The 24,261-nt window shown below is 35.2% G+C and carries 19 protein-coding genes; 12 read left to right on the top strand and 7 right to left on the bottom strand.

The genetic code is table 11. The features are described 5' to 3' along the window. Positions 1 to 370: 370 nt before the first annotated feature. The 3 genes from bglX to IRZ78_RS22475 all read right to left on the bottom strand — a co-directional run bounded on the left by bglX (position 371) and on the right by IRZ78_RS22475 (position 4,333). Positions 371 to 2,662: a beta-glucosidase BglX gene (bglX, locus tag IRZ78_RS22465; RefSeq protein ID WP_194619234.1), complete on the bottom strand. Its 2,292-nt coding sequence runs from the start codon at positions 2,660 to 2,662 to the stop codon at positions 371 to 373. 647 nt (positions 2,663 to 3,309) lie between these two features. Further along, positions 3,310 to 3,687, bottom strand: a complete 378-nt coding sequence (locus tag IRZ78_RS22470; RefSeq protein WP_194619128.1) for a hypothetical protein — start codon at positions 3,685 to 3,687, stop codon at positions 3,310 to 3,312. A gap of 70 nt (positions 3,688 to 3,757) precedes the next feature. Further along, positions 3,758 to 4,333, bottom strand: a complete 576-nt coding sequence (locus tag IRZ78_RS22475; RefSeq protein ID WP_194619131.1) for a TetR/AcrR family transcriptional regulator — start codon at positions 4,331 to 4,333, stop codon at positions 3,758 to 3,760. Positions 4,334 to 4,623: 290 nt separating this feature from the next. Between IRZ78_RS22475 and IRZ78_RS22480 the strand changes: the two genes are divergently transcribed. Together IRZ78_RS22480 and IRZ78_RS22485 are read left to right on the top strand one after the other, a co-directional pair. Further along, entirely contained in the window at positions 4,624 to 5,028 is a 405-nt protein-coding gene (locus IRZ78_RS22480) for a DUF2147 domain-containing protein (protein ID WP_194619133.1), read from the top strand. 103 nt (positions 5,029 to 5,131) lie between these two features. Beyond that, on the top strand, positions 5,132 to 6,709 hold the full coding sequence (locus tag IRZ78_RS22485; protein ID WP_194619135.1) for a GMC oxidoreductase: 1,578 nt from the start codon (positions 5,132 to 5,134) through the stop codon (positions 6,707 to 6,709). Positions 6,710 to 6,793: 84 nt separating this feature from the next. On the opposite strand, the gene IRZ78_RS22490 is transcribed toward IRZ78_RS22485, so the two are convergent. The 4 genes from IRZ78_RS22490 to IRZ78_RS22505 form a co-directional block, all read right to left on the bottom strand. Continuing rightward, positions 6,794 to 7,207, bottom strand: a complete 414-nt coding sequence (locus IRZ78_RS22490; protein WP_194619137.1) for a beta-hydroxyacyl-ACP dehydratase — start codon at positions 7,205 to 7,207, stop codon at positions 6,794 to 6,796. A 29-nt stretch (positions 7,208 to 7,236) separates the two neighbouring features. Continuing rightward, on the bottom strand, positions 7,237 to 8,094 hold the full coding sequence (locus IRZ78_RS22495) for an ATP-binding protein (protein ID WP_194619140.1): 858 nt from the start codon (positions 8,092 to 8,094) through the stop codon (positions 7,237 to 7,239). A 53-nt stretch (positions 8,095 to 8,147) separates the two neighbouring features. Next, positions 8,148 to 8,522, bottom strand: coding sequence for a VOC family protein (locus IRZ78_RS22500; RefSeq protein WP_228520571.1), 375 nt, complete (start codon positions 8,520 to 8,522; stop codon positions 8,148 to 8,150). 101 nt (positions 8,523 to 8,623) lie between these two features. Beyond that, entirely contained in the window at positions 8,624 to 11,251 is a 2,628-nt protein-coding gene (locus IRZ78_RS22505) for a glycoside hydrolase family 3 C-terminal domain-containing protein (RefSeq protein WP_194619142.1), read from the bottom strand. Positions 11,252 to 11,494: 243 nt separating this feature from the next. On the opposite strand from IRZ78_RS22505, the gene IRZ78_RS22510 reads away from it, so the two are divergent. The 10 genes from IRZ78_RS22510 to IRZ78_RS22555 all read left to right on the top strand — a co-directional run bounded on the left by IRZ78_RS22510 (position 11,495) and on the right by IRZ78_RS22555 (position 24,260). After that, positions 11,495 to 12,526 (top strand): LacI family DNA-binding transcriptional regulator, encoded by a 1,032-nt coding sequence (locus IRZ78_RS22510; RefSeq protein WP_194619144.1) that lies wholly within the window; start codon positions 11,495 to 11,497, stop codon positions 12,524 to 12,526. A 297-nt stretch (positions 12,527 to 12,823) separates the two neighbouring features. Then, complete coding sequence (locus tag IRZ78_RS22515; protein ID WP_194619146.1) at positions 12,824 to 14,989, top strand: alpha-glucuronidase family glycosyl hydrolase; 2,166 nt, start codon at positions 12,824 to 12,826, stop codon at positions 14,987 to 14,989. Between the two features lie 20 nt (positions 14,990 to 15,009). Further along, a complete protein-coding gene (locus tag IRZ78_RS22520) occupies positions 15,010 to 15,747 on the top strand; it encodes an SDR family oxidoreductase (protein WP_194619148.1) in 738 nt (245 codons plus the stop codon). Between the two features lie 21 nt (positions 15,748 to 15,768). Continuing rightward, positions 15,769 to 16,944: a mannonate dehydratase gene (gene uxuA, locus IRZ78_RS22525; RefSeq protein WP_228520577.1), complete on the top strand. Its 1,176-nt coding sequence runs from the start codon at positions 15,769 to 15,771 to the stop codon at positions 16,942 to 16,944. 38 nt (positions 16,945 to 16,982) lie between these two features. Further along, the gene (locus IRZ78_RS22530; RefSeq protein WP_194619153.1) at positions 16,983 to 18,101 is read left to right on the top strand and encodes an endo-1,4-beta-xylanase; all 1,119 of its coding nucleotides are present in this window, start codon (positions 16,983 to 16,985) and stop codon (positions 18,099 to 18,101) included. Positions 18,102 to 18,368: 267 nt separating this feature from the next. After that, complete coding sequence (locus IRZ78_RS22535; RefSeq protein WP_194619155.1) at positions 18,369 to 19,802, top strand: MFS transporter; 1,434 nt, start codon at positions 18,369 to 18,371, stop codon at positions 19,800 to 19,802. Positions 19,803 to 19,829: 27 nt separating this feature from the next. Continuing rightward, on the top strand, positions 19,830 to 20,864 hold the full coding sequence (locus IRZ78_RS22540; protein WP_194619157.1) for a glycoside hydrolase family 43 protein: 1,035 nt from the start codon (positions 19,830 to 19,832) through the stop codon (positions 20,862 to 20,864). Positions 20,865 to 20,915: 51 nt separating this feature from the next. Continuing rightward, the gene (locus IRZ78_RS22545) at positions 20,916 to 21,629 is read left to right on the top strand and encodes an NUDIX domain-containing protein (protein WP_194619159.1); all 714 of its coding nucleotides are present in this window, start codon (positions 20,916 to 20,918) and stop codon (positions 21,627 to 21,629) included. 132 nt (positions 21,630 to 21,761) lie between these two features. After that, a complete protein-coding gene (locus IRZ78_RS22550) occupies positions 21,762 to 22,772 on the top strand; it encodes a GntR family transcriptional regulator (RefSeq protein ID WP_194619161.1) in 1,011 nt (336 codons plus the stop codon). A gap of 3 nt (positions 22,773 to 22,775) precedes the next feature. After that, positions 22,776 to 24,260 carry an FGGY family carbohydrate kinase gene (locus tag IRZ78_RS22555; RefSeq protein ID WP_194619163.1) on the top strand — a complete coding sequence of 495 codons (1,485 nt, stop codon included), beginning with the start codon at positions 22,776 to 22,778 and terminating at the stop codon, positions 24,258 to 24,260. Position 24,261: the final 1 nt, after the last annotated feature.

The raw sequence follows: 24,261 nt of genomic DNA on the forward strand, positions 1-24,261 counted from the left end.
GTAGGCACCAATATTGGTAATCATTATAGATTCGAAATATACTGGCGTGCCTTTAGGTACGCAACAAAATGATAACTATTGCGTACCTAAGGCACGCTAAATTTATTGCGATTTATTTTTTCTACCAATATTGAGTGCCTAATGGCACAAATTGTAGACTTTCAACTCTGGATTCGCATAATATATAAAGCAATATAAATAAAAGTAAATTAGAGACTTAATTTTTTTTATCTAAATATTTCCTATTGCCAAAAAACCTGAGTAAGATTATTGCCCTTTTGGGGATAATCATACTCAGGCTGTAAAGTTGTTTTTAAAAAAAACTATACTATCCGGTTCTATTATGTGTTTAATTTTTTTTTAAAAGACTTTATTTTAATTCAAATTTACTGGTAAGACCTTCATTTGAATTCCATCCAACCATTATATTGAACAAGCCAGGTTCTGTTAAAAATTTGCCTTCATTGTCATAAAAACCAATTTCCTTTTCTGTCAATGTAAATTGAATGGTTTTAGTTTCTCCCTTTTTTAATTCAACAAGTTCAAAACCTTTTAATTCTTTTACGGGTCTTACAATACTGGCAACAGGGTCGTTTATATACAACTGAGCGACCTCTTTACCATCATAGTTTCCAGAGTTGGTAACATCAACGCTTACTTGGATTTTTTCTCCTTTTGCAAAAGTCGTTTTGTTGATTTTAAGGTTTTTATAATCAAACTTCGTATAACTCAATCCAAAACCAAACGGAAACTGGGGTGTTTTTTCCACATCCATATAATGCGACCAAAATACATTTTTATCACTATCAATTGGTCTTCCCGTGCTGTATTTGTTGTAATAAATAGGCACTTGCCCGACGTTTCTAGGGAAAGATATTGGCAATTTTCCACTTGGGTTGTAATCGCCGTATAAAACCTGAGCCACGGCATTTCCGGTTTGAGTTCCTAATTGCCAGGCTTCTACAATTGTTGGGATATTTTCTGCAGCCCACGGAATACTCAACGGACGACCATTATTTAAAACCAAAACAATATTTGGATTCACCTTGTAAATTTCTTCTAATAATTCTTGTTGTAATCCTGGTAAATTCAAGTCAGTTCTGCTTCTGGCTTCTCCGCTTTGAAAACCGTATTCACCTAAAACCATCACGACAACATCGGCATTTTTTGCGGCTTTTTTAGCAGCCTCAAAACCACTCTTGTCTGTTGTATTGAAAACTGTTTCTGTCAGGAAAGTAGCTTTCTGCGAAAGCAAATCTGCCCCTTTTTCAAAAGTCAATTCATTGTCCTTGTATTGCTGCATTCCCTCTAAAACAGAAACCGCAGTATTATCATCGGCAGCAATTCTCCAGCTTCCAAGCGGACTGTTTTTATCGTTTGCCAAAGCGCCAATCAAAGCAATTTTTTGCCCGGATTTCTTTAACGGAAGCAAATTCTTATCGTTCTTCAATAATACAATCGACTTTTTAGCCATATCCAGAACGCCGTCATTATTGGCTTTACTTCCCACAACTTCTTTTTCACGTTTTTCGTCGCAATATCTGTATGGATCGTCAAACAAACCCAGTTCAAATTTCACACGTAGAATTCTGCGAACAGCATCATCAACCAAAGCCTCTTTTACCTTTCCTTCTTTTACTAAACCAACTAATTTTGCGACATACAAATACGATTCCATATCCATATCAGAACCTGCAATGACTGCTTTTGCAGTTGCATCGGCTTCGTCTTTTGCATATCCGTGTGCAATCATTTCGCGAATCGAAGCGTAATCCGAAATCACAAAACCATCAAACTTCCATTTTCCTTTTAGGATATCTCTTTGCAGGAAAATGTTTCCAGTTGCAGGAACTCCGTTTAATGTATTAAATGAATTCATAAACGTACGAACTCCCGCCTGAATAGTCGCTTCAAAAGGCGGCAAAACCGAGTTGTATAATTTAGAATTACTGATGTCTACCATATTATATTCTAATCCTGCTTCGACAAAACCGTATGCTGCAAAGTGCTTGGCGCAAGCGGCAATTGTATTTACCTTAGCCAAATCTGCCATAGTTTCTCCCTGAAACCCCTTTATTCTTGCGTAACCTATTTTACTTCCTAAATAAGGATCTTCACCAGCACCTTCCATCACGCGTCCCCATCGTGCATCATTTGTAATATCGACATTAGGTGCAAAAGTCCAGTTAATACCAGAGGCCGAAGCTTCATCTGCCGCAATTGCCGCCGATTTTTTAATGGCTTCCAAATCCCAGCTTGCCGCTTCTGCTAGCGGAATTGGGCTTAACGTTTTATATCCATGAATTACATCAAAACCTATAATTAGCGGAATTCCCAAACGGGTTTCTTCAACCGCAATTTTCTGCACGGCGCGAACTTCTTTAACACCTCGAACAGTAAGCATTGATCCAACAAGGCCTTTTCGTAAATGTTCGTATTTTAATTCAGCGCTTCCGCCTTTTGGAGCCGGTCCGGTCACATCCCAAAAACCATTGTATTGATTCATTTGTCCTACCTTTTCTTCTAATGTCATTTCTTTCATCAAAAGCGAAATTCGGTCTTCAATGGGTTTTTTAGCATCCATATGTTTTTTTGTTTGAGCATATCCGTTTGCCAGAACAACTAGCATTAAAAAGGCATATTTTTTAATTTGTTTTTTCATCATGTGGTTTTAGGTTTTATAATAGAGGTTTTTGAAACATGTAGAGAGATATTATCTTTTTTTTGCGACTTATTTTTGATATTATAATTTTTTATATCTAATAATGTATAATCAGTAAAATTTTAAGATTGTAAATTTAGTTTTACTGAAATAGTTAGACTACTATATTTGAAGCATTATATAATACAAATGATGTATTTGCCCATTTTTGCCATTATGTTGAGGTGTTTTATGTCAGGATTTAAGTAATGTTTGATACCTGAATTGAAAAGTGAGTAAAACAGAAAAGAAGAAATCTCTTGTATTGAATAGCTCTGTATGTTTTTTGAATCTGGAATTTAAAATCTAAAATTTATCCATAAAAAAAAGTCATAATTTTCATTAGGACTTTTTAGTGGGAAGTAATATCCCGAACTATTTTTTATAAAGTATCACTATGAGTAGCTTCATAAAATAGAATAAAAACGCAATAAGAAAGCTCCTTGAAATTTAGACTAAGGTTAGGGTAAATGTGAAAATCACAAAAGTATTATTTAATACTATTTTGCCTTGACGATAAATTTTTTCAGGCAATTTAGATATAAACATAAAGCCTTAGGTAATTATATACCTAAGGCTTTATGTTTTGAATTTAGATATGAAAAGATCTAGTTGAAATATTCTGTAATGTATGCAGTTAGATTTTCATCACTCATTTTAATAGAGGTGCTTTCGCTTGATACTGCATTTTTATACTGTGGAGATTCAGCCAAAAAATTAATAAATTGTTCTTGACTTTGTCCCGTTCCTGTAATATGAATTTGATCAATGTTAGGCATTTTGCTTGCAATCTCCTTGAAAAATTTTTGCGTTAAGCTAATTTCCTGATTATTTGAATTTTTTTCATTTGAATTATTATCCGCTCCTGCATTTTTTACATGTCCCAGTACGATAAAATCTCCATTATCAACACTTTCTTTTCCTACGATTGTTGCGTTGTGTGAATCCATCCAAACTCCAAACGACTTCTTGTTTTTATCTGACATAATTTTTTTATTTTATTAAAGATAACCTTCTGAGAATCATTAATATGAAAATTGGGTAAAGATTGTGATTTTAAAGACCTTTACTTTTAAAATTATCTATAGATCCATTAATGTTCTGGATTAAATAAGAAATAATTTCCGCAATGGATTCGGCAGATTCTTTAAAGCCGCCAAGAACCCAATCTTTCATTAGTGCGATGGTGCCTTGTTCTGCAAATAAATATACTTTGTTAAGTAAATAGTGCTGCATAGTTGCATCGCTATTGTTCTGTAAAGTTGTGTCAGTGTTTCTAAAGGATGACAACACTTTTGAAAGCAGACTGCTGGAATCAGTTTCAGAAAAAATAATTACACTCATTTTTTTATCGCGTTCCAGAGTCCTGCAGGAAGCCAGAATAATACCCTCTACATTGTCAATATCTTTAGTAGAATCCATCAAGGCATTAAAGATTTCATCCTCGATTTCCCGTATTATTTCATACGGCGTATTATAATGCTTATAGAAAGTATTTCTGTTAACGTCCGCAGCCTTGCACAATTCGGTTATTGAAATTTGATTGAGCGATTTGTTTTTAAGCAAGTCCAAGATTGATTCACGCAAAACCATTTTGGTATAGCGTACGCGCCTGTCATTAGCTGCTTTCATAGATAGTTTTTTTTTGAATGTTATACTTATCGAACAATTTGCGGTCAGTTTGCCTATTAACGGGCAATCCGGGGAAAATTGAAAATTTAATTTTTGATTCTGGCTCTGAATTTGCAACCTGTAACAAAAGTAACGCATTGTATATTTCTAAGCAAACTGTTCAAATTTTACTATTTAAAAAATTAGAAACTTAAATTATTTGGTTTCTATTTTTTAATAAAGCCTGATTTGAGTTTGCTGTTTCCTAACAATGGTTACAAATTCAACTTTAACCTTTTAGCTATTTTATTATGAAAACAAAAAAGAGATTATTTATTAGATTCTGCTTTACCGCCGTATTGGTTATAGCAGGTAGTTTTTATGCCCATTCGCAAGATCTTACAGGTATTTGGCTTACCAAGGATGGTATTAGCAAAATCCAGATTTACAAGGCAAAAGATCAATTGTATTACGGAAAATTAATATGGACAAAAGACCAGAGCGAGAAAGCAAAAAAATTTCATGGTGAACTAATCCTGACAGGGCTTAAGAAGGAAGGCGCTATAGAGTACCAGGGAGAAGCGCATGATCCGGAGCAAGATAAAACGTATAGCTGCACCATCAAAATCAAAGATGCAAACAAACTTGACCTGCGAGGTTACATTGGCATCTCAATTATTGGCAGAACAGAACGATGGATACGAGTTTCCAAATAAATTCCTGACCATTGTCAGATGTTTTAGGTCTGTCAATATCTACGGTAATTCGGTAAAGGCATCTCAATTAAATTTTTCTAATACTATTTAAGCAAACAAACTCATGTATAGAACCAAAAAGACCCTTGTTGGTCTATTAACTTGGGGTAGATCATATTTTTCAAAATCGAAATTTTTATATCCGGGAGCGCAACCGCTCAAAAAGCAGATAGAAAGCAACAGACCTGTTATCATAATTGGTTCGGGATATGGAGCTGCTGTTGCGGCCTTACGCCTTTGTGAGGCTGGGAAAAAAGTATTAATTCTGGAAATGGGGATCAATTGGAAAGAATCAGGGATTCCATACTCGGGTTTATTAAAACCAGCTCGAAGTGCCGCCTGGCTGAAAAAAAGAACTATTGCTCCGTTTATGAATATTTTTCCATTAAAACCTTTTACCGGAGCTTTAGACAAGTTGAATTTTAAACATATAGATGTTTGGGTTGGCAGAGGTGTTGGAGGCGGTTCGATAGTAAATGGCGGAATGGCAGTGATTCCTAAAGAGAATTATTTTAAAGAAGTTTTTCCGCACCTTGATGCCGAAAAATTTTACAGCTTTTATTTCCCCCTGATCAGCAAAGAGTTAAAAGTAAATGTTATTGATGAGCAATTTATAAAAGATTGTCCTTACTATAAATTTACCCGTGTTGGAGAAACTGAAGCGCATAAAGCCGGTTTTAAGACCGTGCGTGTACCCAATGTATATGACTTTAAATACATGGAAAGGGAATATAAAAATGAAGTACCGCGATCTGCCTTAAATACCGAAGTAATTTACGGTAACAATCATGGTAAAAACAGCCTTGATAAAACCTATCTTCAAAAAGCATTGGCTACAGGCAACCTCGAAATTCTCGACCTTCATTGTGTTGATACAATAACAAGGAATGAAGACAAAAGCTACAGCCTGGATGTAAGACAAATTGATACCTCGGGAAAAACTCTTGCCAATAAAATTTTTAGCTGCCAGAAGTTATTGCTAGGTGCCGGTACTATGGGAACCTTAAAATTGCTGCTGAGCTCACAGGCTGCAAATAATTTTGCTCTTGATTGCACGGTAGGGAAAAATTGGGGAAACAATGGTAATATTATGACAGGCAGAAACTGGGTCAGGCCTCTATCGGGAGGAACGGGAGCGCTGCAATCAACCATTCCTGTGGGTGGGGTAGATAATTGGGATGATAGTGAACATTCATTTTTTACAGAAATTGCGCCTTTACCAATGGGGGTAGATGTAGCAACTGCATTATATCTACTTATCAATAGGGTGGATAAAAAGGGATCGGTAAGCTATGATAAAGCACAAAACCGCCTTGCACTGGACTGGAATGAAAGCCACACATTAAAGATGAAAGCGAATGCAAACTATTTTGTGCGTAAAATGAACCGTGCCAATGGCGGTACAAGAAGCCACTTGCTGTTTAAAAATGGTTTTGGAGCCAATATTTGCTATCACCCTCTGGGAGGTTGTGTATTAGGTGAATCTACCAATTTGTATGGTAAGCTTAAAGAGCACGACAATCTTTATGTAATTGACGGATCATTAATTCCGGGTACCATTGGTGTTAACCCTTTTATGACTATTACTGCTATCGCTGAGTATTGTATTGAAAATCTTATTGAACAGGGAGAGTTTGGGTAGCCTTTAAGTTTACAGCATTGAGCTTATTTGCTGTAATTTAGATTGCTTCGCATATATGTAATAATTACGTTGTCACGAATTTTACTATTGTAATTTAACACACATCCAGGTTGCCTTAATGATCTCTTTATCTCCTACGTAAGCAATTCCGGACTGCTTAATTATTTTTTCGCTTAGACGAATATTTTGTATTACAAATTTAATATTATCGGTAAACTTTGCAGTTGCAAAAAATTCAGCATTTTCAATACTAACAAGACCAAAAATTCCATCTGTTATTCCTAAAAGTTTAACTCCTGCACCTCCACATTGAGCCATTGATTCTATCAAAATTGTTCCAGGAATATAATCTGATTTAGGAACACTTCCTTTTAGCCAAACATCTCTTTGATCAAATGTCTTAATACCAATAATTGTTTCAGTTGAAAATGATGTTATTTTATCGACAAATAAAAAAGGATTTCTATGTGGAATTAAATTTTCAATTTCTTTTAACATGTTATTTTTTTTTTTGCAATGTAATAATTTCATTTGTTTTTTTCGATGCTAAATTTCATGAGTTTATATCCAATTACTGTTTTATTTAAAGTTGGAACTATCAATAAATTTTCGTTTACAATATACTCAATGTCGGCAGTAATGATTTGTTCTTTACCTAAATCAATAATGAGTTTTTTATTTCCTTGCCAATCGATATGAAACAGCTGCCCTTGCCAAGCCCCGGAAACGATATATCCGTTTGCACCATCACTAACAATACCATCTAAATTATCAATACCATTAAAAAATTCACGAGATTTTTTAGTGAGTTTGTTTATAGCAAAAGCAGTTTGATTTTTCATATTGAGCACTAAGACATCATCTTTTGTACACAATAACCCGTTTGGCTTAGAGAGAAAATCAGATTCCAGCCATACTTTTATTTTTCCATTTGATATTTTGTAAATCTTATTATCAAAACAATCAGAAATGTAAATATCTCCGTTGGTATCGGATGTTATATCATTAAAAAAATTAGCAGAATCAACTTTATATATTTTTTCTATTTTAGCAGTGCTGGTATTGATCTGAACCACTCTGTTGATGTCTGCAACATATAATTTGTTTTTATATAACCCCATACCTTGTGGATTATCCAATCCATCAACCCATTTCAATAGCTCTATTTCTCCATTTGTTTTAATTTTTGAAATAAATCCATTTCCATCTTTGGCCAGGTATTCACCGTTTATATTTGAGATATAAATAATTTTCCTCGAAGGATCATAAAGTGCCGACTCTGGTTTGAGAAACAGGGAATCTGACTCCCACACTTTTGTAATTTTTTGGCTAAAGACAATCACAGGAATTAATCCAATAAATAACATGAAACTTATCTTTTTCATTGTTCAATATTTAAATGTTTGTCCTAATATTTTGTGTTACCTTTTATTGGAAATTAAGGTTGAATATTCAACTTTGGCATTTTACAATAGTCTGTCAATCCCAATTTATTTCCAAACGGGTCTGTGAACTCAACACAAAGGCCCGTCATAATCTCGAAGGGTTCACTTAAAAAAATAACTCCTTTTTGTTTTAGGTCTTGGTAAGCTTCCTGAACATTATCGACTGTGAACCAAATTGCAGGTTTTGCATTTTCAATGGTGCTCACAATAATTGCAGGTTCATTACTGCCAACTTTAAAAGCAGTCATACCTTTATCTGCAAAGTCAAACTTTATTCCAAGCCCAAGCTTGTTTTTATAGAACTCTTTGGCCATGTCAAGATTCTCGACAGGCAGAAAGAAATTGTCGTAGTTGTTAATGATGCTCATAATTTTTCTGATTTTATTTGAAAAAGATTTATCCCTGTTTTATTTTTAGTAATTTACTCATTTACTCATTTACTTTGTGTTTTTAATTCAGGTTAGCATTATCATTTCTCTATCAGAATTGTTTTAGAAACGATATTACTTTTTATTTCATTTTTTTCATCTGGCTGTGACCCTCCAATTGCAAGCTTAATTTTTCCTTCGTATTGTTTTAAGTTTCCTTCGGATGTAACATAAGACAGATCTTCAGGAGAAAGATTAAAGGTGATTGTTTTACTTTCGCCTGATTTTAAATTAAACCTTTCAAATCCTTTTAAAGTTTTAATTGATGTCTTTACAGCTGAATTCTGATTTAATAGATACAATTGGGCAACTTCTTCGCCTTCACTTTTGCCAGTATTGGTAATTCTTACAGAGACTGAAAGGCTTTCATTGTTTTTTATTTTTGAAGAAATATTCAATTGATCGTATTTAAAAGAAGTATAGCTCAAACCATATCCGAAGCCGTAAAGAGGACTTCCTTTGAAATAACGATACGTTTTATTATCCATGCTGTAATCAACAAAAGCCGATAGGTCTGAATCGCTTTTGTAAAATGTTACAGGCAATCTTCCCGCGGGATTATAATCTCCAAAAAGAATATTGGCTACCGCAGTTCCTGCTGCCTGACCTCCATACCATGCGTTAAGGATTGCAGGAATATTTTCTGCTTCCCACGGAATAGCAATTGTGCTTCCGGTCATCATAACAAAAACAACTGGTTTTCCGGAGGTTTTTAGCCCTTGCATCAATCGGGTTTGTACTTCCGGGAGCAGGATAGAGGTGCGGTCGCCTCCTGAGAATCCGGGAAAGTTAACAGGCATTTCTTCTCCTTCAAGCTGCGGAGATATTCCCCCAACGTAAATAAAGGCGTCTGCATCTTTATTTCGATCTGCCAATTTTGTAAAATCAGTTTTTTCAAAATTTCCGGTATTTAACGCTACGTTTGCTTTTCCTTCTCCCTGCCAGTATTCTAAAACTAAATGATAAACTACATCCCTTTTGGTCATTAATTTAAATGTTTTTTCTCCCCATCTGTTTTTATCCCATGCGTTTATTACTTCTTTTCCATCAATTAAAAAGCGATACCCGTCATCAGCATTGAGTTCAAAAGTAACAGAGCCATCCTCGTTAGCCTTAAAATCAGTGGTATAACGGGCAGAAAAATGGTTTGCTTTAATATTATTAACAACAGTTTCACCTTCCTGCCATAAGTTATTAATTTCTGATTCTGTTCTCACTGCGGCTGGCTTTCCAGACAAATCCACATTGTCATAATATTGTGCTTTAAAACCCTGCTTGCCTTCGTATGAATATTGATTTTTAAGATCCTTGTATACTAATAAAGTGTCATTAGTAAAATTAACCGCTTTTTCATAAACCACTTCTGTATTTTTACCCAGCTTTTCTTTAATCCCTTGCAAAACAGTTGTCAATTTACTTGGAGTTCCGTTGTAGTTTCCTAAAATAGAAATTGAATTATCTGCATTAGGGCCCAAAACCACAATCTTTTTTAAATTTTTACTCAGTGGCAGTGTATTTTTTTCATTTTTAAGTAAAACCATTGATTGACTGGCCATTTTTAAGGCATGATTGCTATGCTCTTTGCTTTCGAGAACAGAATCAGGAGTTTGGGCATATTTTACCATTGAAGCAGGATCAAACATTCCAAGTCTGAAACGTATCATAAAAAGACGTTTTACAGAAATATCAATTTGGTTCTCGCTGATTTTTCCCTTTTTTACAGCCTGCACCAGCGCTTTATAAGCATCTGTGCCGCAGTCAATATCGGTACCATGAAAAACAGCATCTGCTGAAGCTGATTCTGCATCGGGATGCGTTTTATGATTCTTAAAAAAGTCGTCAATTGCCCAGCAGTCTGAGGTTACATAGCCCTCAAACTTCCATTGGTTACGAAGAATATCTGTCATAAGGATGTCACTGGCACAACAAGGCTGCGTTCTAAAAGCATTATAAGCACACATAACCCCAGCTACTTTAGAATCGGTTACTAATTTTTTAAAGGCAGGAAGATAGGTATCCCAGAGTTCATAAGGAGTCACATCAATATCAAAAGTGTGGCGCAAAGATTCAGGTCCGCTATGTACGGCATAGTGTTTTGCACAAGCGGCAGCTTTTAAGTATTTAGGATCATCTCCCTGAAGCCCCTTAACAAATGAATCACCTAAAACACTTGTCAAATAAGGATCCTCACCGTAGGTTTCCTGTCCGCGTCCCCAGCGTGGGTCACGAAAAATATTAATGTTGGGTGTCCAGTAGGTTAATCCAAGGTAGCGCTCGTTGGTTCGATTTAGCTTAACGGCCTTGTTGTAGATTGCTCTTCCCTCCAGGGCTGAATAATCAGCCATTTTATAAAGAGAATTTTTATCGAATGTTGCAGCCATCGCAATTGCCTGAGGATAAACCGTGGTTTTAAAAGGAGTTCGTGCTACACCATGTAATGTTTCATTCCACCAGTCATAAGCCGGTATTCCCAGTCTTGAAATTGCAGGAGAAGAATTCAGCATCTGGGATACCTTTTCCTCTAGTGTCAAATGTTTTACAAGATCATTTACCCGTTCTTCAAAAGTTAATTCAGGATTCTGAAATGAAAATTTTTCTGTTTTTTCTTGTCCATAACAATAAGAAGTTATGATCAGGGCGATTATGTAAGTAAATTTTTTTGGTCCCATTAGCTTTGTCTTTTATTGATTATTAAAGTGCTGAATTTGATTTTTTTCTATAATTTAAAAACAACCGATTGTGTAAAGAAATACTATTTTTTTGAAAGTAAAAAATAAAGTTTCAAAAATAATTAAAGAAGATCTCGTGCATCAAAAGATTTTATTGTAAGTGATTCAACAGGCTTAATTTTTAAAGAATCTTCTATTGTGTCGCTAAAATAATTACATTTACTCCTTATAGTATTTTAATTTATGGAAGAGCACAAGCATGTAACGATTTATGATATTGCCAAGAAATTGAATCTTGCTACATCAACAATTTCAAGAGCTTTAAAAGATCACCATAGTCTAAGTGATAAGACAATAAAAAAAGTAAAGCAGACTGCCAGGGAAATGGGGTTTGTTCCTAATACTTTAGCGGCTGGTTTGCGTGGTAATAAGTCTAGAACTATCGGTATTTTAATTCCAACAGTTACCCAGCCTTTTTTATCCTCTCTAATCAGTGGTATTGAGATTGCGGCCCGTAAATCAGAATATTCAGTGATTATTATGCAGTCGCATGACTCTTATGAGGTAGAAGTAGATTTGGCTAAATCATTATATAGTAACCGCGTAAGCGGGGTTATTTGCTCTCTGGCAATGGAGACAAAAGATACTTCTCATTTCAAGCAGTTTTCAAATAATAATATTCCCCTTGTATTTGTTGACAGGGTTCCCAGAGATTATGACACTTTTAGAGTTGTAATTAATAATCACCTGGCGGGTTACAAGGCGACTAAACATTTAATAGAACAAGGATGCAAGAGGATAGCCCACTTAACTGCCGGGTCAGAATTTGGTACTCTTTATAATGAAAGGAAAAGAGGTTATATTGATGCTTTGCTAGAGCATGATTTGCCTGTTGATGAGAACTTAATCATAAGTCTAAAACAAATGACTTATGAAGAAGGTGTAAAGGCCTGTAATTATTTATTTGATCTCAAAGAAGCGCCGGACGGCCTATTTGCTCCTGGAGATATCCTGGCGGTAAGTGCTGTTCAGACTGCAAAAAAAAGAGGTATTAAAGTACCTGAAGAGTTTGCAGTTATAGGATTTAATAACGATCCAATCTCAGAAATAATTGAACCTAACATTTCGACCATAACCCATCCTGCCGAGAAAATGGGGAAAGCTGCTGCCGAGTTAATTATTAAAAATCTAAAATCGGCTAAAGAAGAGGATGCAAAAGAAATTACTTTTTTGAATACGCAGGTACTAATTCGTGAGTCCTCAAGGAAGATTTAAGCAATATTTTTAAATTTAAATAAGACCTGTTAATATAATTTTATGTTAGCAGGTTTTTTTTATATAAAATAGTCTAATGATCTAAATATTTAAAGCTGATTAAATAGACCCAAGCAGGAAGTAAAACACTTTTTTATTTTTTTATTGCTTATTTTTTGTATTTTAGCACAACCGATTGCGATATTTGTAATATTTTTAATAACATATTTTTTTAGCATTTTTTCTGCTGATAGGTTTGTTTTAAATGGCAATAAGTAATTTATGTTTAAAATTAAAGACAAAAAAAGATAAAATTAAATGAGCTGTATAAAAAAGACTTTTTTTAGATTATTAGCATTATTTATTATAGTTACCTGGAGCGCGTCAGCACAAAAGGATTATAAATTATGGCTTCAATACGATAAGATACAAAATGCTGTAATGGCTTCAGAATACAAAAACAATCTTCAGGGTATTGTTTCTTTGGGAGGTTCTCAAACGGCTAGAATTTCCTTAGCCGAATTAGAAACGGGAATATCGAATATGTTGGGCAATAAACCTGAAATTGGGTCAGTAATCAAAGGAGAGAATAATTTAATTGTAGGTTCTCAAACTGCTTTAAATTTAGACTTGCAAAAAGTACTTGAATCAGATTTCCAGAACATAAACAACGAAGGTTTTATTATTAAATCTATTTCAATAAAAAATAAAAAACAAATTGTCATTACCGGAAAAAATGATGTTGGGGTTTTATATGGTGTCTATAGTTTTTTAAGATTAATGCAAACTCAGAGATCAATCAAAAATTTAAATATTGTTGATTCTCCCAAAATAAACCTCAGGGTATTAAATCATTGGGATAATTTAGATCGAACTGTCGAGCGCGGTTATGCTGGTTTCTCTTTATGGAATTGGCAAAAACTGCCTGATTTTATCGATCAGCGTTATATTGATTATGCCAGAGCAAATGCTTCAATAGGAATTAACGGAACAGTTTTGACCAATGTAAATGCGAATGCTTTGATCCTGACTCCAGAATATTTAGAAAAAGTGGAAGCCTTGGCCAATGTGTTTCGTCCTTATGGAATCAAAGTCTATTTAACAGCCCGTTTTTCGGCGCCAATTGAAATTGGAGGTTTAAAAACAGCAGATCCAAAAGATGCTGCAGTGGCAAATTGGTGGAAAGATAAAGCAAAAGAGATCTATAAAAGAATTCCGGATTTTGGAGGATTTTTGGTAAAAGCAAATTCTGAGGGACAACCCGGACCTCAAAATTACGCAAGAGATCATGTTGACGGTGCCAATATGCTGGCCGATGCTGTAGCGCCTTTTGGCGGCGTAATTATGTGGAGAGCATTTGTATATTCTGAACACGATGCCAATGATCGGGCAAAACAGGCTTACGCTGAATTTCAGCCCTATGACGGGAAATTTAAAAACAATGTAATTGTTCAGGTAAAAAATGGGGCGATAGATTTTCAGCCCAGAGAACCTTTTCATCCTTTGTTTGGCGCCATGCCCAAAACGCCTTTGATGATGGAATTTCAGATTACTCAGGAATATTTGGGTTTTAGTACACATCTGGTTTACCTGCCAAAATTATTTCAGGAAGTTTTAGCATCAGATACCTACCAAAAGGGTAAAGGGGCGACGGTTGCCAAAGTGATTGATGGTTCTTTGAGCCCACAAAAGCTCACTGGAATTGCAGGAGTTTCAAATATAGGAAACGATTTAAACTGGACGGGTCATCCTTTTGCGCAGGCAAACTGGTACGGCTTTGGGAGATTGGCCTGGGATCCCTATCTAGATTCAGAAATAATTGCTGATGAATGGCTGAGAGGTACTTTTTCGAACAATGAAAATTTCATCAAACCAATTAAAGAAATGATGATCACATCAAGAGAAGCGGTTGTAAATTATATGACACCACTTGGTTTGCATCATATTATGGATACCAGGCATCATTATGGTCCGGGACCCTGGGTTTCTAATTTATCCAGACCGGAATGGAATCCGACTTATTATCATAAAGCAGATAAAAACGGAATAGGTTTCGACCGATCAAAAACAGGGACTAATGCCACGGCTCAATATGCACCGGAACAGGAAAAGATTTTTGATAATCTCCAGACTTGTCCTGAAGTAGATTTATTATGGTTTCATCATGTATCGTGGGATTATAAACTGAAAAATGGTCAAACACTTTGGAATGGTCTGGCTTTAAAATATCAGCAAGGTGTAAATCAGGTCCAGGAAATGCAAAATATCTGGAATAAAACCGAAAAATATGTCGACAGCGAACGTTTTAAGGAAGTGCAAATGTTACTGGAGATTCAGTATAAGGAAGCAAAATGGTGGCGTGATGCGTGTTTGCTTTATTTTCAGCAATATTCGGGTCAGGAATTACCGGCAGGAGTAGAGAAATCAACACATACATTAGAATATTTCAAATCATTAAAATTTCCGTTTGCACCGGGAAATTAATTATATAATAATAAAATAAAATGAGTACAAAAACAGCCATTGTAACGGGAGGAAATTCAGGTTTAGGTTTTGCAACTGCAAAGAAATTATGTGATAATGGAATCAAAACCTATATCATTGGAAGATCAAAAGAAAAGACACAAGCGGCTTGCGCGGAAATTGGCGAGAATGCTATTGCGGTTTTATACGATTTAAATGATATCGCCGGAATTCCGGCAATGATTGACAACATAACTAAAAACAATACGATTGATATTTTGGTAAATAATGCCGGAATCAATCTGAAAAAAGAATTTCTGGATGTAACGGATGAAGATTTTCTATCGATAATCCATACCAATCTTTTGAGTGTTTTTGCAGTGAGTAAAGCTGTGGTGAGAAACATGAAAGAAAACCAAGGGGGAAATATCATAAATATAAGTTCAATGGCTTCACAATACGGAATTCCAAAAGTAATTGCGTATTCAGCCAGCAAAGGTGCAATTGAGTCTATGACAAGAGCAATGGCGGTAGAATTGGCTCCGTTTGGAATTCGTGTAAATTGTGTGGCTCCGGGTTTTATAAAAACAAAAATGTCAGCAAAAGCTTTAGACAGTGATCCTGAGCGAAAAAATAAAGTATTGGGCAGAACGCCAATGGGGATTTTAGGCGAACCATCTGATATTGCTGATGCGGTTTTTTACTTTGCATCAAGTGAATCTAAATTTACAACAGGAACTGTTTTGCCTGTTGATGGGGGCAATAGTATTGGATTTTAAATTACAATTATTATGATCAAAATGCAACAAACGATGCGTTGGTTTGGACCCAGCGACAATGTAAGTCTGATTGATATTAAACAAGCAGGAGCAACTGCAATCGTAACTGCTTTGCACCAAATTCCGGCTGGAGAGGTTTGGGAGGTAGGTGACATTCAGGAAAGACAGCAGATAATTAGAGATGCAGGTTTAGAATGGACGGTGGTGGAGAGTTTGCCGGTTCATGAAGAAATAAAAAGAGCAAGTGGAAATTACGTTCAGTTTATTGAAAATTATAAAACGAGTATCAAAAACCTCTCGGATTGCGGTATTAAAATCATCACCTATAATTTCATGCCTATTTTAGACTGGGTTCGCACAGATCATAATTTTATCAATGAAGATGGAAGCAAAGCCTTGTTATACAATCAGGATGCTTTTACTTATTTTGATGTTTTTCTTTTAAAAAGACCAAATGCCCAAAGCAACTACACTGAGAGGGAGAAAGAAAATGCACTGAAATTTGGTGATCAGCTTTCAGAAGCTGAGAAGGCCTTACTTTTTAAGAATGTATTGCTGGGATTGCCGGGAAGTAAAATCAATTTTACAGCAGAGCAAATCCTTTCATTGCTGGATCATTATGCTGATATTGATAATAATAAACTAAGAGAAAACCTCATTCACTTTTTATCAGAAATAGCTCCGACTGCTTCAGAATATGGTGCCAAATTAGCCATTCATCCCGATGATCCGCCATTTTCGGTGTTAGGTTTACCCAGAATAGTTTCTACAGAGGATGACCTTAAAGCAATTTTTGAAGCAATTCCATTCAATTTAAATGGCTTGTGTTATTGTTCCGGTTCTTTAGGAGCGAATCCTGAGAATAATCTCGAGAAAATTATAGACGATTATGGAGATCGCATTCACTTTTTACATCTTAGAAATACCTTGCGCGAGAGCGAAACCATTTTTAGAGAATCAGAGCATTTAAAAGGTGATACTAAAATGGAAGTCATTGTAGAGAAACTTCTTTTGTTAATGAACAAGACAAAAGTGAGTTTGCCTATGCGTCCGGATCATGGTTTCCTGCATTCGGTTGATCAAACAAAAGAAACTTATCCGGGATATTCTCTGTCGGGAAGATTAAAAGGTCTTGCTGAGTTAAGAGGTTTAGAAATGGGAATTGCTTATAAATTAACCCATTTGCCAGCCGAATAAAAAAAATAAAATTGAACTATTAACCTAAAACCATAAAAATGAAATTTACTAATTATTATTTACTACTGGTATCTCTTGTGATATTAAGCAGTTGTAATGCGAAAAAACAAGAAGTAAAAACAATCTCTTTGAAAGACAGCTATAAAGATGATTTTTATATCGGGACAGCTTTAAGTGCCGATCAAATTGAGGAAAAAGATGTCAAAGTAGATTCATTGGTCAAAAAAGAGTTTAATGCTATAACAGCAGAAAATAGTATGAAGTCGATGTTTGTACATCCTTTTCCCAATAAATACGACTTCGCCTTAACAGATAAATTTGTGGCCTATGGTGAAAAAAACAAAATGTTTATTCACGGTCACACTCTGATCTGGCATAGTCAGTTGGCTCCCTGGATGGAAAAAATTAAAGACAGCACAGAGATGAAAGCTTTCATGAAAGATCATATTACAACAATTGTTTCTAAATATAAAGGAAGAATCAATTCATGGGATGTTGTCAACGAAGCTTTAAACGAAGATGGTACTTTGAGAAAGTCTGTTTTTTTGAGTACACTTGGAGAGAGATATCTTGTTGATGCTTTTAAACTAGCTGCTGCTGCCGATCCCAAAGTAGATTTATATTATAATGATTATAATATAGAAGAACCGGCCAAAAGAGAGGGAGCAATTAAGTTGATAAAAAAAATAAAAGCAGCGGGTGGAAAAATTGACGGCGTTGGTATTCAGGGACATTGGAGGCTGGCGAGTCCTTCTTTAGATGAAATCGAAAAAAGTATTCTGGCCTATTCTGCCCTTGGTATTAAAGTAGCGATTACTGAACTTGATATTACAGTGCTTCCCAATCCGTGGGATTTAAAAGGAGCAGATGTCAATCAGAATTTTGAAGGAAGTGCAAAAATGAATCCTTATCCGGAAAAACTTCCAGATTCTATTCAGGTAAAACTTGCAGATCGTTATGCTTCAATCTTCAAGATATTCTTAAAGCATAAAGATAAAATCAGCCGTGTGACATTTTGGGGAGTTCATGACGGACAGTCTTGGTTGAATGACTGGCCTATAAAAGGACGTACAAATTATCCATTATTGTTCGATACAAAGCTGCAACCTAAAAAAGCGTACAATAGTGTTCTGGAATTAAAAGAAACAAAAAAATAATTTTAGAGGTCAAAAAGACTTGTTTTTTATGAATTATTTTACAATCGGTTGTTTTTGATATTATTGTAATAATTAAACATATTAAATTTGCATAATATGTTTTTTTATCTAATTTTACACAACCGATTGTTTGAAATAAAATAACTTGTTTTTAAATATTAGATTCAAATAAAACGAACCAGAAAAATGATAAAATAAATTCTTATTATTATAAAATCAAAAGCTGTTTTTGATTTTTGAATTAACCAAAATAACCACAAACCAATAATGAATTACATTTCTCAAAAATTATCTATAAAGGAAAAAATAGGATACAGTTTAGGCGACCTGGCAGCAAATTTAGTTTTCCAGACCCTGATGACCTATTTGGCTTATTTCTATACGGATATCTACGGATTATCGCCAAGAGATTCTTCAATAATAATGCTGGTGGTGGGTTTAATTGCAGCCTTTATTTTTAATCCTATCATTGGTGTTTTGGCAGACAGAACCAGTACAAAATGGGGCAAGTTCAGACCCTGGATTTTAATTACTGCAATCCCTCTGGGTTTTATTGCGCTATTGGCTTTTACAACTCCTGATTTTTCTTATCACGGAAAAGTAATATATGCCATAGTAACCTACACTTTGTTACTGCTTTTTTATGCAGGTAACAATTTACCTTATTCTGCTTTAAGCGGAGTAATAACAGGTGATATGCGTGAGAGAAATAGTATGTCCTCGTATCGTTTTGTGGCAGTTATGTTTGCACAGTTTTTTGTTCAGGTTTTCATGCTTGGTATTATTAAAAGTGCCGGAAACGGAGATAAAGCTGTGGGTATCGAAAAAGTGATGACAGTACTGGCTATAATAGGTACGATCATGTTGTTGATCACATTTTTAACAACTAAGGAGCGTATTATTCCAAAGCCGGAACAAAAATCAAGTATTAAAGAAGATTTAAACGATTTAAAGAAAAATACGCCCTGGCTGATCATGCTAGCACTTACGACCTTGGTTTTTATAACCCTGGCAATGAAAGGAGGTTCATATGTGTACTATTTTGAAAACTATGTCAATAAAGAACAGTTGGCCCTTTTTATTCAGCCCATTTTAGAGGTGTTGTCCAATCTGGGATTAAATTATTTTGGAAACGATCCTGTGTCGGCGGGATTTGGATTGTTTAATGCTGGTGGTATTATCTTTATGATTGTCGGCATTACATTGTCTAAAAATCTTGCGGATAAATACGGAAAGCGAAATGTATTCAGATTGTTTTTATTTATTTCGACCCTATTTGTCCTTGCATTTTATTTCTTTCCGCCACAATCTATCAGTTTGATGTTTTTCTCCCAAATCCTGCACGGATTTTTTTACGGGATTACAATTCCAATTCTTTGGGCAATGATCGCAGATGTTGCTGATTACTCAGAATGGCTCAACAATCGTCGTGCAACGGCTATTATATTTTCGGCCATGATGGTGGGTTTAAAAGCGGGTTTGAGCATAGGGGGAGCCTTAACGACTTTATTTTTAGGATATTTTCATTATGTGCCAAACTCCGCATCGCAAACAGATACGGCTATAAACGGAATAAAATTATTGGTGAGTATTTTTCCTGCTATTCCATTTTTGGTTGGAGTTGCCTTGTTGTTTTTTTATAAAATCAATAAGAAAATGGAAACACAGATAGAAACTGACCTAAAACAAAGAAGAGCTTAATTATTTAAAATAAACATAAAAACGACTATGCCTGAAGATAGTATTGAAGAAATTAATTTTGAACAAATTAATAAATTAGCCATTTCGAAACCTTTAGTTTCGCACATCTACACGGCTGATCCATCAGCGCATGTATTCAACGGTAAGATTTATATTTATCCTTCCCATGATGTTGATGCCGGAATCCCATTCAATGATAATGGAGATCATTTTGGTATGGAAGATTATCATGTTTTTTCAATGGAAAACATTCAATCAGAAGTGGTAGATAATGGTGTTGCATTGCACGTAAGTGAGGTTGCATGGGCAGAAAAGCAAATGTGGGCGCCTGATGCAGCCTGTAAAAACGGAAAATATTATTTGTATTTCCCGGCTAAACGTGCTAACGGAATTTTCCAGATTGGCGTAGCTGTAAGCGATTCTCCAGTTGGACCTTTTTTGCCAGAACCTGATGCTATTAAAGCAAGTTATAGTATTGATCCGGCCGTTTTTGAGGACGAAGATGGTAAACATTATATTTATTTTGGCGGAATTTGGGGCGGACAGCTTCAAAAATACAGAAATAATAAATACGATCCTGATCATGAAGAGCCAACGGGCAACGAAGCCGCTTTAGGCCCTATTGTAGCCCTTTTAAGAGATGATATGTTGGAATTTGCAGAAGAGCCCAAAGAAATCAAAATAGTAGATAAAAACGGAGAGGTTTTAGCGGCCAATGACAATAATCGTCGTTTTTTCGAAGCTTCGTGGGTACACAAATACAATAACAAATATTATTTTTCGTATTCTACCGGAGATACTCATTTTATCTGTTATGCCATAGGAGATAATCCGTATGGGCCTTTTACGTATCAGGGAAGAATTTTGAATCCTGTTATAGGCTGGACTTCACATCATTCTATTTGTAAAGTCGATAACGATTGGTATTTATTTTACCACGATTCGAGTTTGTCAAAAGGAGTAACGCATTTAAGAAGTATGAAAATGACCAAAATTGATTATCTCGAAGATGGTACAATTGTAACTATAGATCCTTATGGCATAAGGAGAATGGTGGATTAAGATTTCGGTTTATGGTGAAAATAATAGTAATGCGCTAAAATTTTATTTTCTATGGAAAGGGGAGATGAGAAAGGAAAAAATGCTACCAGTCAATATCATTCAAAGAGAATAGAAATTGATTGTGTGATCTTTAATTTTGAAGGTGAAAGTCTGAAAGTTTTATTGGTCAAACACAAGGACAATCAGGGAAATTTAAAATTTGAACTCGCTAATGATTACATAAAAGAAGGGGAAACAATATCAGGTACTGCTCAGAATATTTTAAAAAAATACATTGGCGTTGATAATTCTTTTCTGGAACAATTGAAAGCTTTTGGCTGTCCATCTCCATCATCCTCTCAGGAAGATATTTCGATAGGGTATTATGCGATGGTAAAAAAAGATATCGAGGATATAGAAAATGATATTTTCAATCCAAATGTGGTATGGATTGGTATTAACGAAATTAAAGGTTTAAACGATAAGCATAAAGCAATTCTGGATTATAGTCTGAAAGAATTGCGAAAGAATATTTGCAAAAGTGCCATTGGATTTAATTTGTTGCCTGAGAAATTTACTTTATTACAAGTCATTCACCTTTATGAAGAAATCCTCGGAATCGAGATCAATAAATCTAATTTTCGAAGAAAGATATTGCAAATGGATTTAGTGCACGATTCAAATGAAAAAGAAGAGGCTGTTTCGCACAGGGCTGCTAAACTTTACAGAATCAATTTAAAACAGCAGGAAATGCTATCGCAAAGAGAACTTAATTTTAATTTTTAAATTTATTATTACCAAGTCTTTTGATGGGTAAAATTAATGTGGGAATGTTTTTATAATTGTTTAATAAATATAAAAAATAATAGTTTTCTTGTGAACACATTTGCCTATATTAGCATACCAGAACAGAACAGTATGATAAACGAAAGTATAGAAAAATTTGTCTTTACAATAAATCACGAAAGTGATATTCCAAAATACCAGCAAATGGTCAACGGAATCAATAATGCGATAGCAGAGAATATTTTGCAAAAGGGAGATTTGCTTCCCTCAGTGAATAGTATTTGCAAAACAAATCAGTTGTCCAGAGATACGGTCTTTAAGGCGTATTCTATTTTAAAAGAGCAAAACAGCATTGATTCTGTACCCAATAAAGGCTATTATGTCTTGGGGGAAACCAGAAAAGTACTTTTGGTACTGGATACTTTTAAGGCATATAAAGAGGTTTTGTACCATTCGTTTGTAAACAATTTGGGAGATAATGTGATTTCAGATGTGCAGTTTCATCATTATAATATTGATGTTTTTAAAACCATTATCAATAATAGCGTTGGAAAGTATTATAAATATGTGGTGATGAATTTTGACCATAAAGAGGTCTCGACAACCTTGGATGTGATTGCCAATGAAAAGTTGTTGCTGATCGATTGGAACATTCATACAAAAAAGAAAAATAATTATGTTTTTCAGGATTTTGGCAAAGCATTTTATAAGGCGTTGGAACAGGCCGTTGATTTGTTTAAAAAGTATAAAAACATACAGTTTATTTATCCGGATTATACCAATCACCCAAAAGAGACATTGGAGTTTTTTAAGAAGTTTTGTGCCGATTTTAATTTTGAATACAAGGTTATTACAGATGCAAAAAAGTTCAGCATCGAAAAAGGAATTGCTTATATCAGTGTGAGTGATCGCATTTTAGGGCACTTTTTAGAACAATGCAAAGAGAAAGATCTAGAACCCGGAGCAGATGTTGGTTTTTTGTCTTACAACGAAACGCCTATGAAGAAATTTATATACAAGGGGATCTCAGTTGTTTCGACTGATTTCAAGGAATTAGGAACAAAAGCGGCAGGATTTATCACAAACGATCAGGTGGTTCAGTATTATGTGCCAACAAGTTTAATTTTTAGAGAATCATTATAAATTATGTATTATATAGGATATGATATCGGAAGTTCTTCAGTCAAGGTTGCCTTGACAGAAGCCGAAACAGGAAAAAAAATAATCGTTTTGCACGAACCGCAAAACGAAATGGAAATTGTGGCATTGCATCCCCATTGGGCAGAACAGGATCCTGAAATCTGGTGGCAACACATATGTGTGGCAACCAAAAGAGCGATTCGGGAAGCCAATATAGAAGCGTCTAAAATTCAGGGAATTGGTATTTCTTATCAAATGCACGGATTGGTTATTGTAGATAAACAATGCAATCCACTGCGTAATGCTATCATATGGTGTGACAGTCGTGCGGTTGAAATTGGCAATACTGCTTTCTCGGAGATCGGACAAGAAAAATGTATGGAACATTTGCTGAATTCTCCGGGAAATTTTACCGCCTCCAAACTAAAGTGGGTCAAGGAAAATGAACCCGAAATTTACAATCAGGTTTACAAATACATGCTACCGGGAGATTATATCGCTTATAAATTGACCGGAGAGATTAGAACTACAAAAAACGGTTTGTCTGAAGGAATGCTCTGGGATTATAAAGAAAACAAAGTAGCCAATTGGTTGTTGGATTATTACGGAATCGATCAGTCCTTAACGCCGGATATTGTAGAGAATTTTACCAATCAGGGCGTTTTAAACGAAAAAGGCGCGAAAGAATCAGGACTTCCTATAGGTATCCCGGTGGTGTACAGAGCGGGAGATCAGCCCAATAATGCCTTGTCACTAAATGTATTAAATCCGGGCGAAGTGGCTGCAACTGGCGGCACATCAGGAGTTTTTTATGCGGTTGGCGAAATGAATTCTGGAAAAAGTACAAGAGTCAACAATTTTGTGCACGTAAATTACGAATTAGAAACGCCAAGAATTGGTAAATTATTAAACATCAATGGAGCCGGAATTCAGTACCGCTGGCTGCGAAACAATATGGGCGATGAAACCTATGAATCGATGAACCGAAAAGCATCTAAAATTGATGTTGGTTCAGAAGGAGTAGTAGTGATGCCCTTTGGGAATGGTGTCGAGCGTATGTTCAACAACAAAAACATCGGAACACACTTTTTGAACCTGAATTTGAATATTCACAATAATGCACATTTATTCAGAGCTGCCTTAGAGGGAATTGCTTTTTCCTTTGTGTACGGGATGGAATGTCTAAAAGAAGATAACGCGACAATAAATGTGATTAGGGCCGGAAATGATAATTTATTTCGTTCAGAGATTTTTTCCAATACCGTCGCAACGTTAATTGGACACGAGATCGAAATTTATAATACAACAGGAGCCGTAGGAGCAGCAAGAGCGGTAGGTTTAAAAGATGGTGATTACAATAAATTTGGTTCAAGCATTACAACCAACGATCACGTTATGACCTTTTTGCCATTAAAAAATGCGGAACCCTACAAGAAGGCTTATCAAAAATGGAAACAAGAATTAGAATTTATATTAACACATAAAAAATAAA

It is taken from the genome of Flavobacterium sp. CSZ, from assembly GCF_015350725.1.
In the GTDB taxonomy this organism is placed as follows: domain Bacteria; phylum Bacteroidota; class Bacteroidia; order Flavobacteriales; family Flavobacteriaceae; genus Flavobacterium.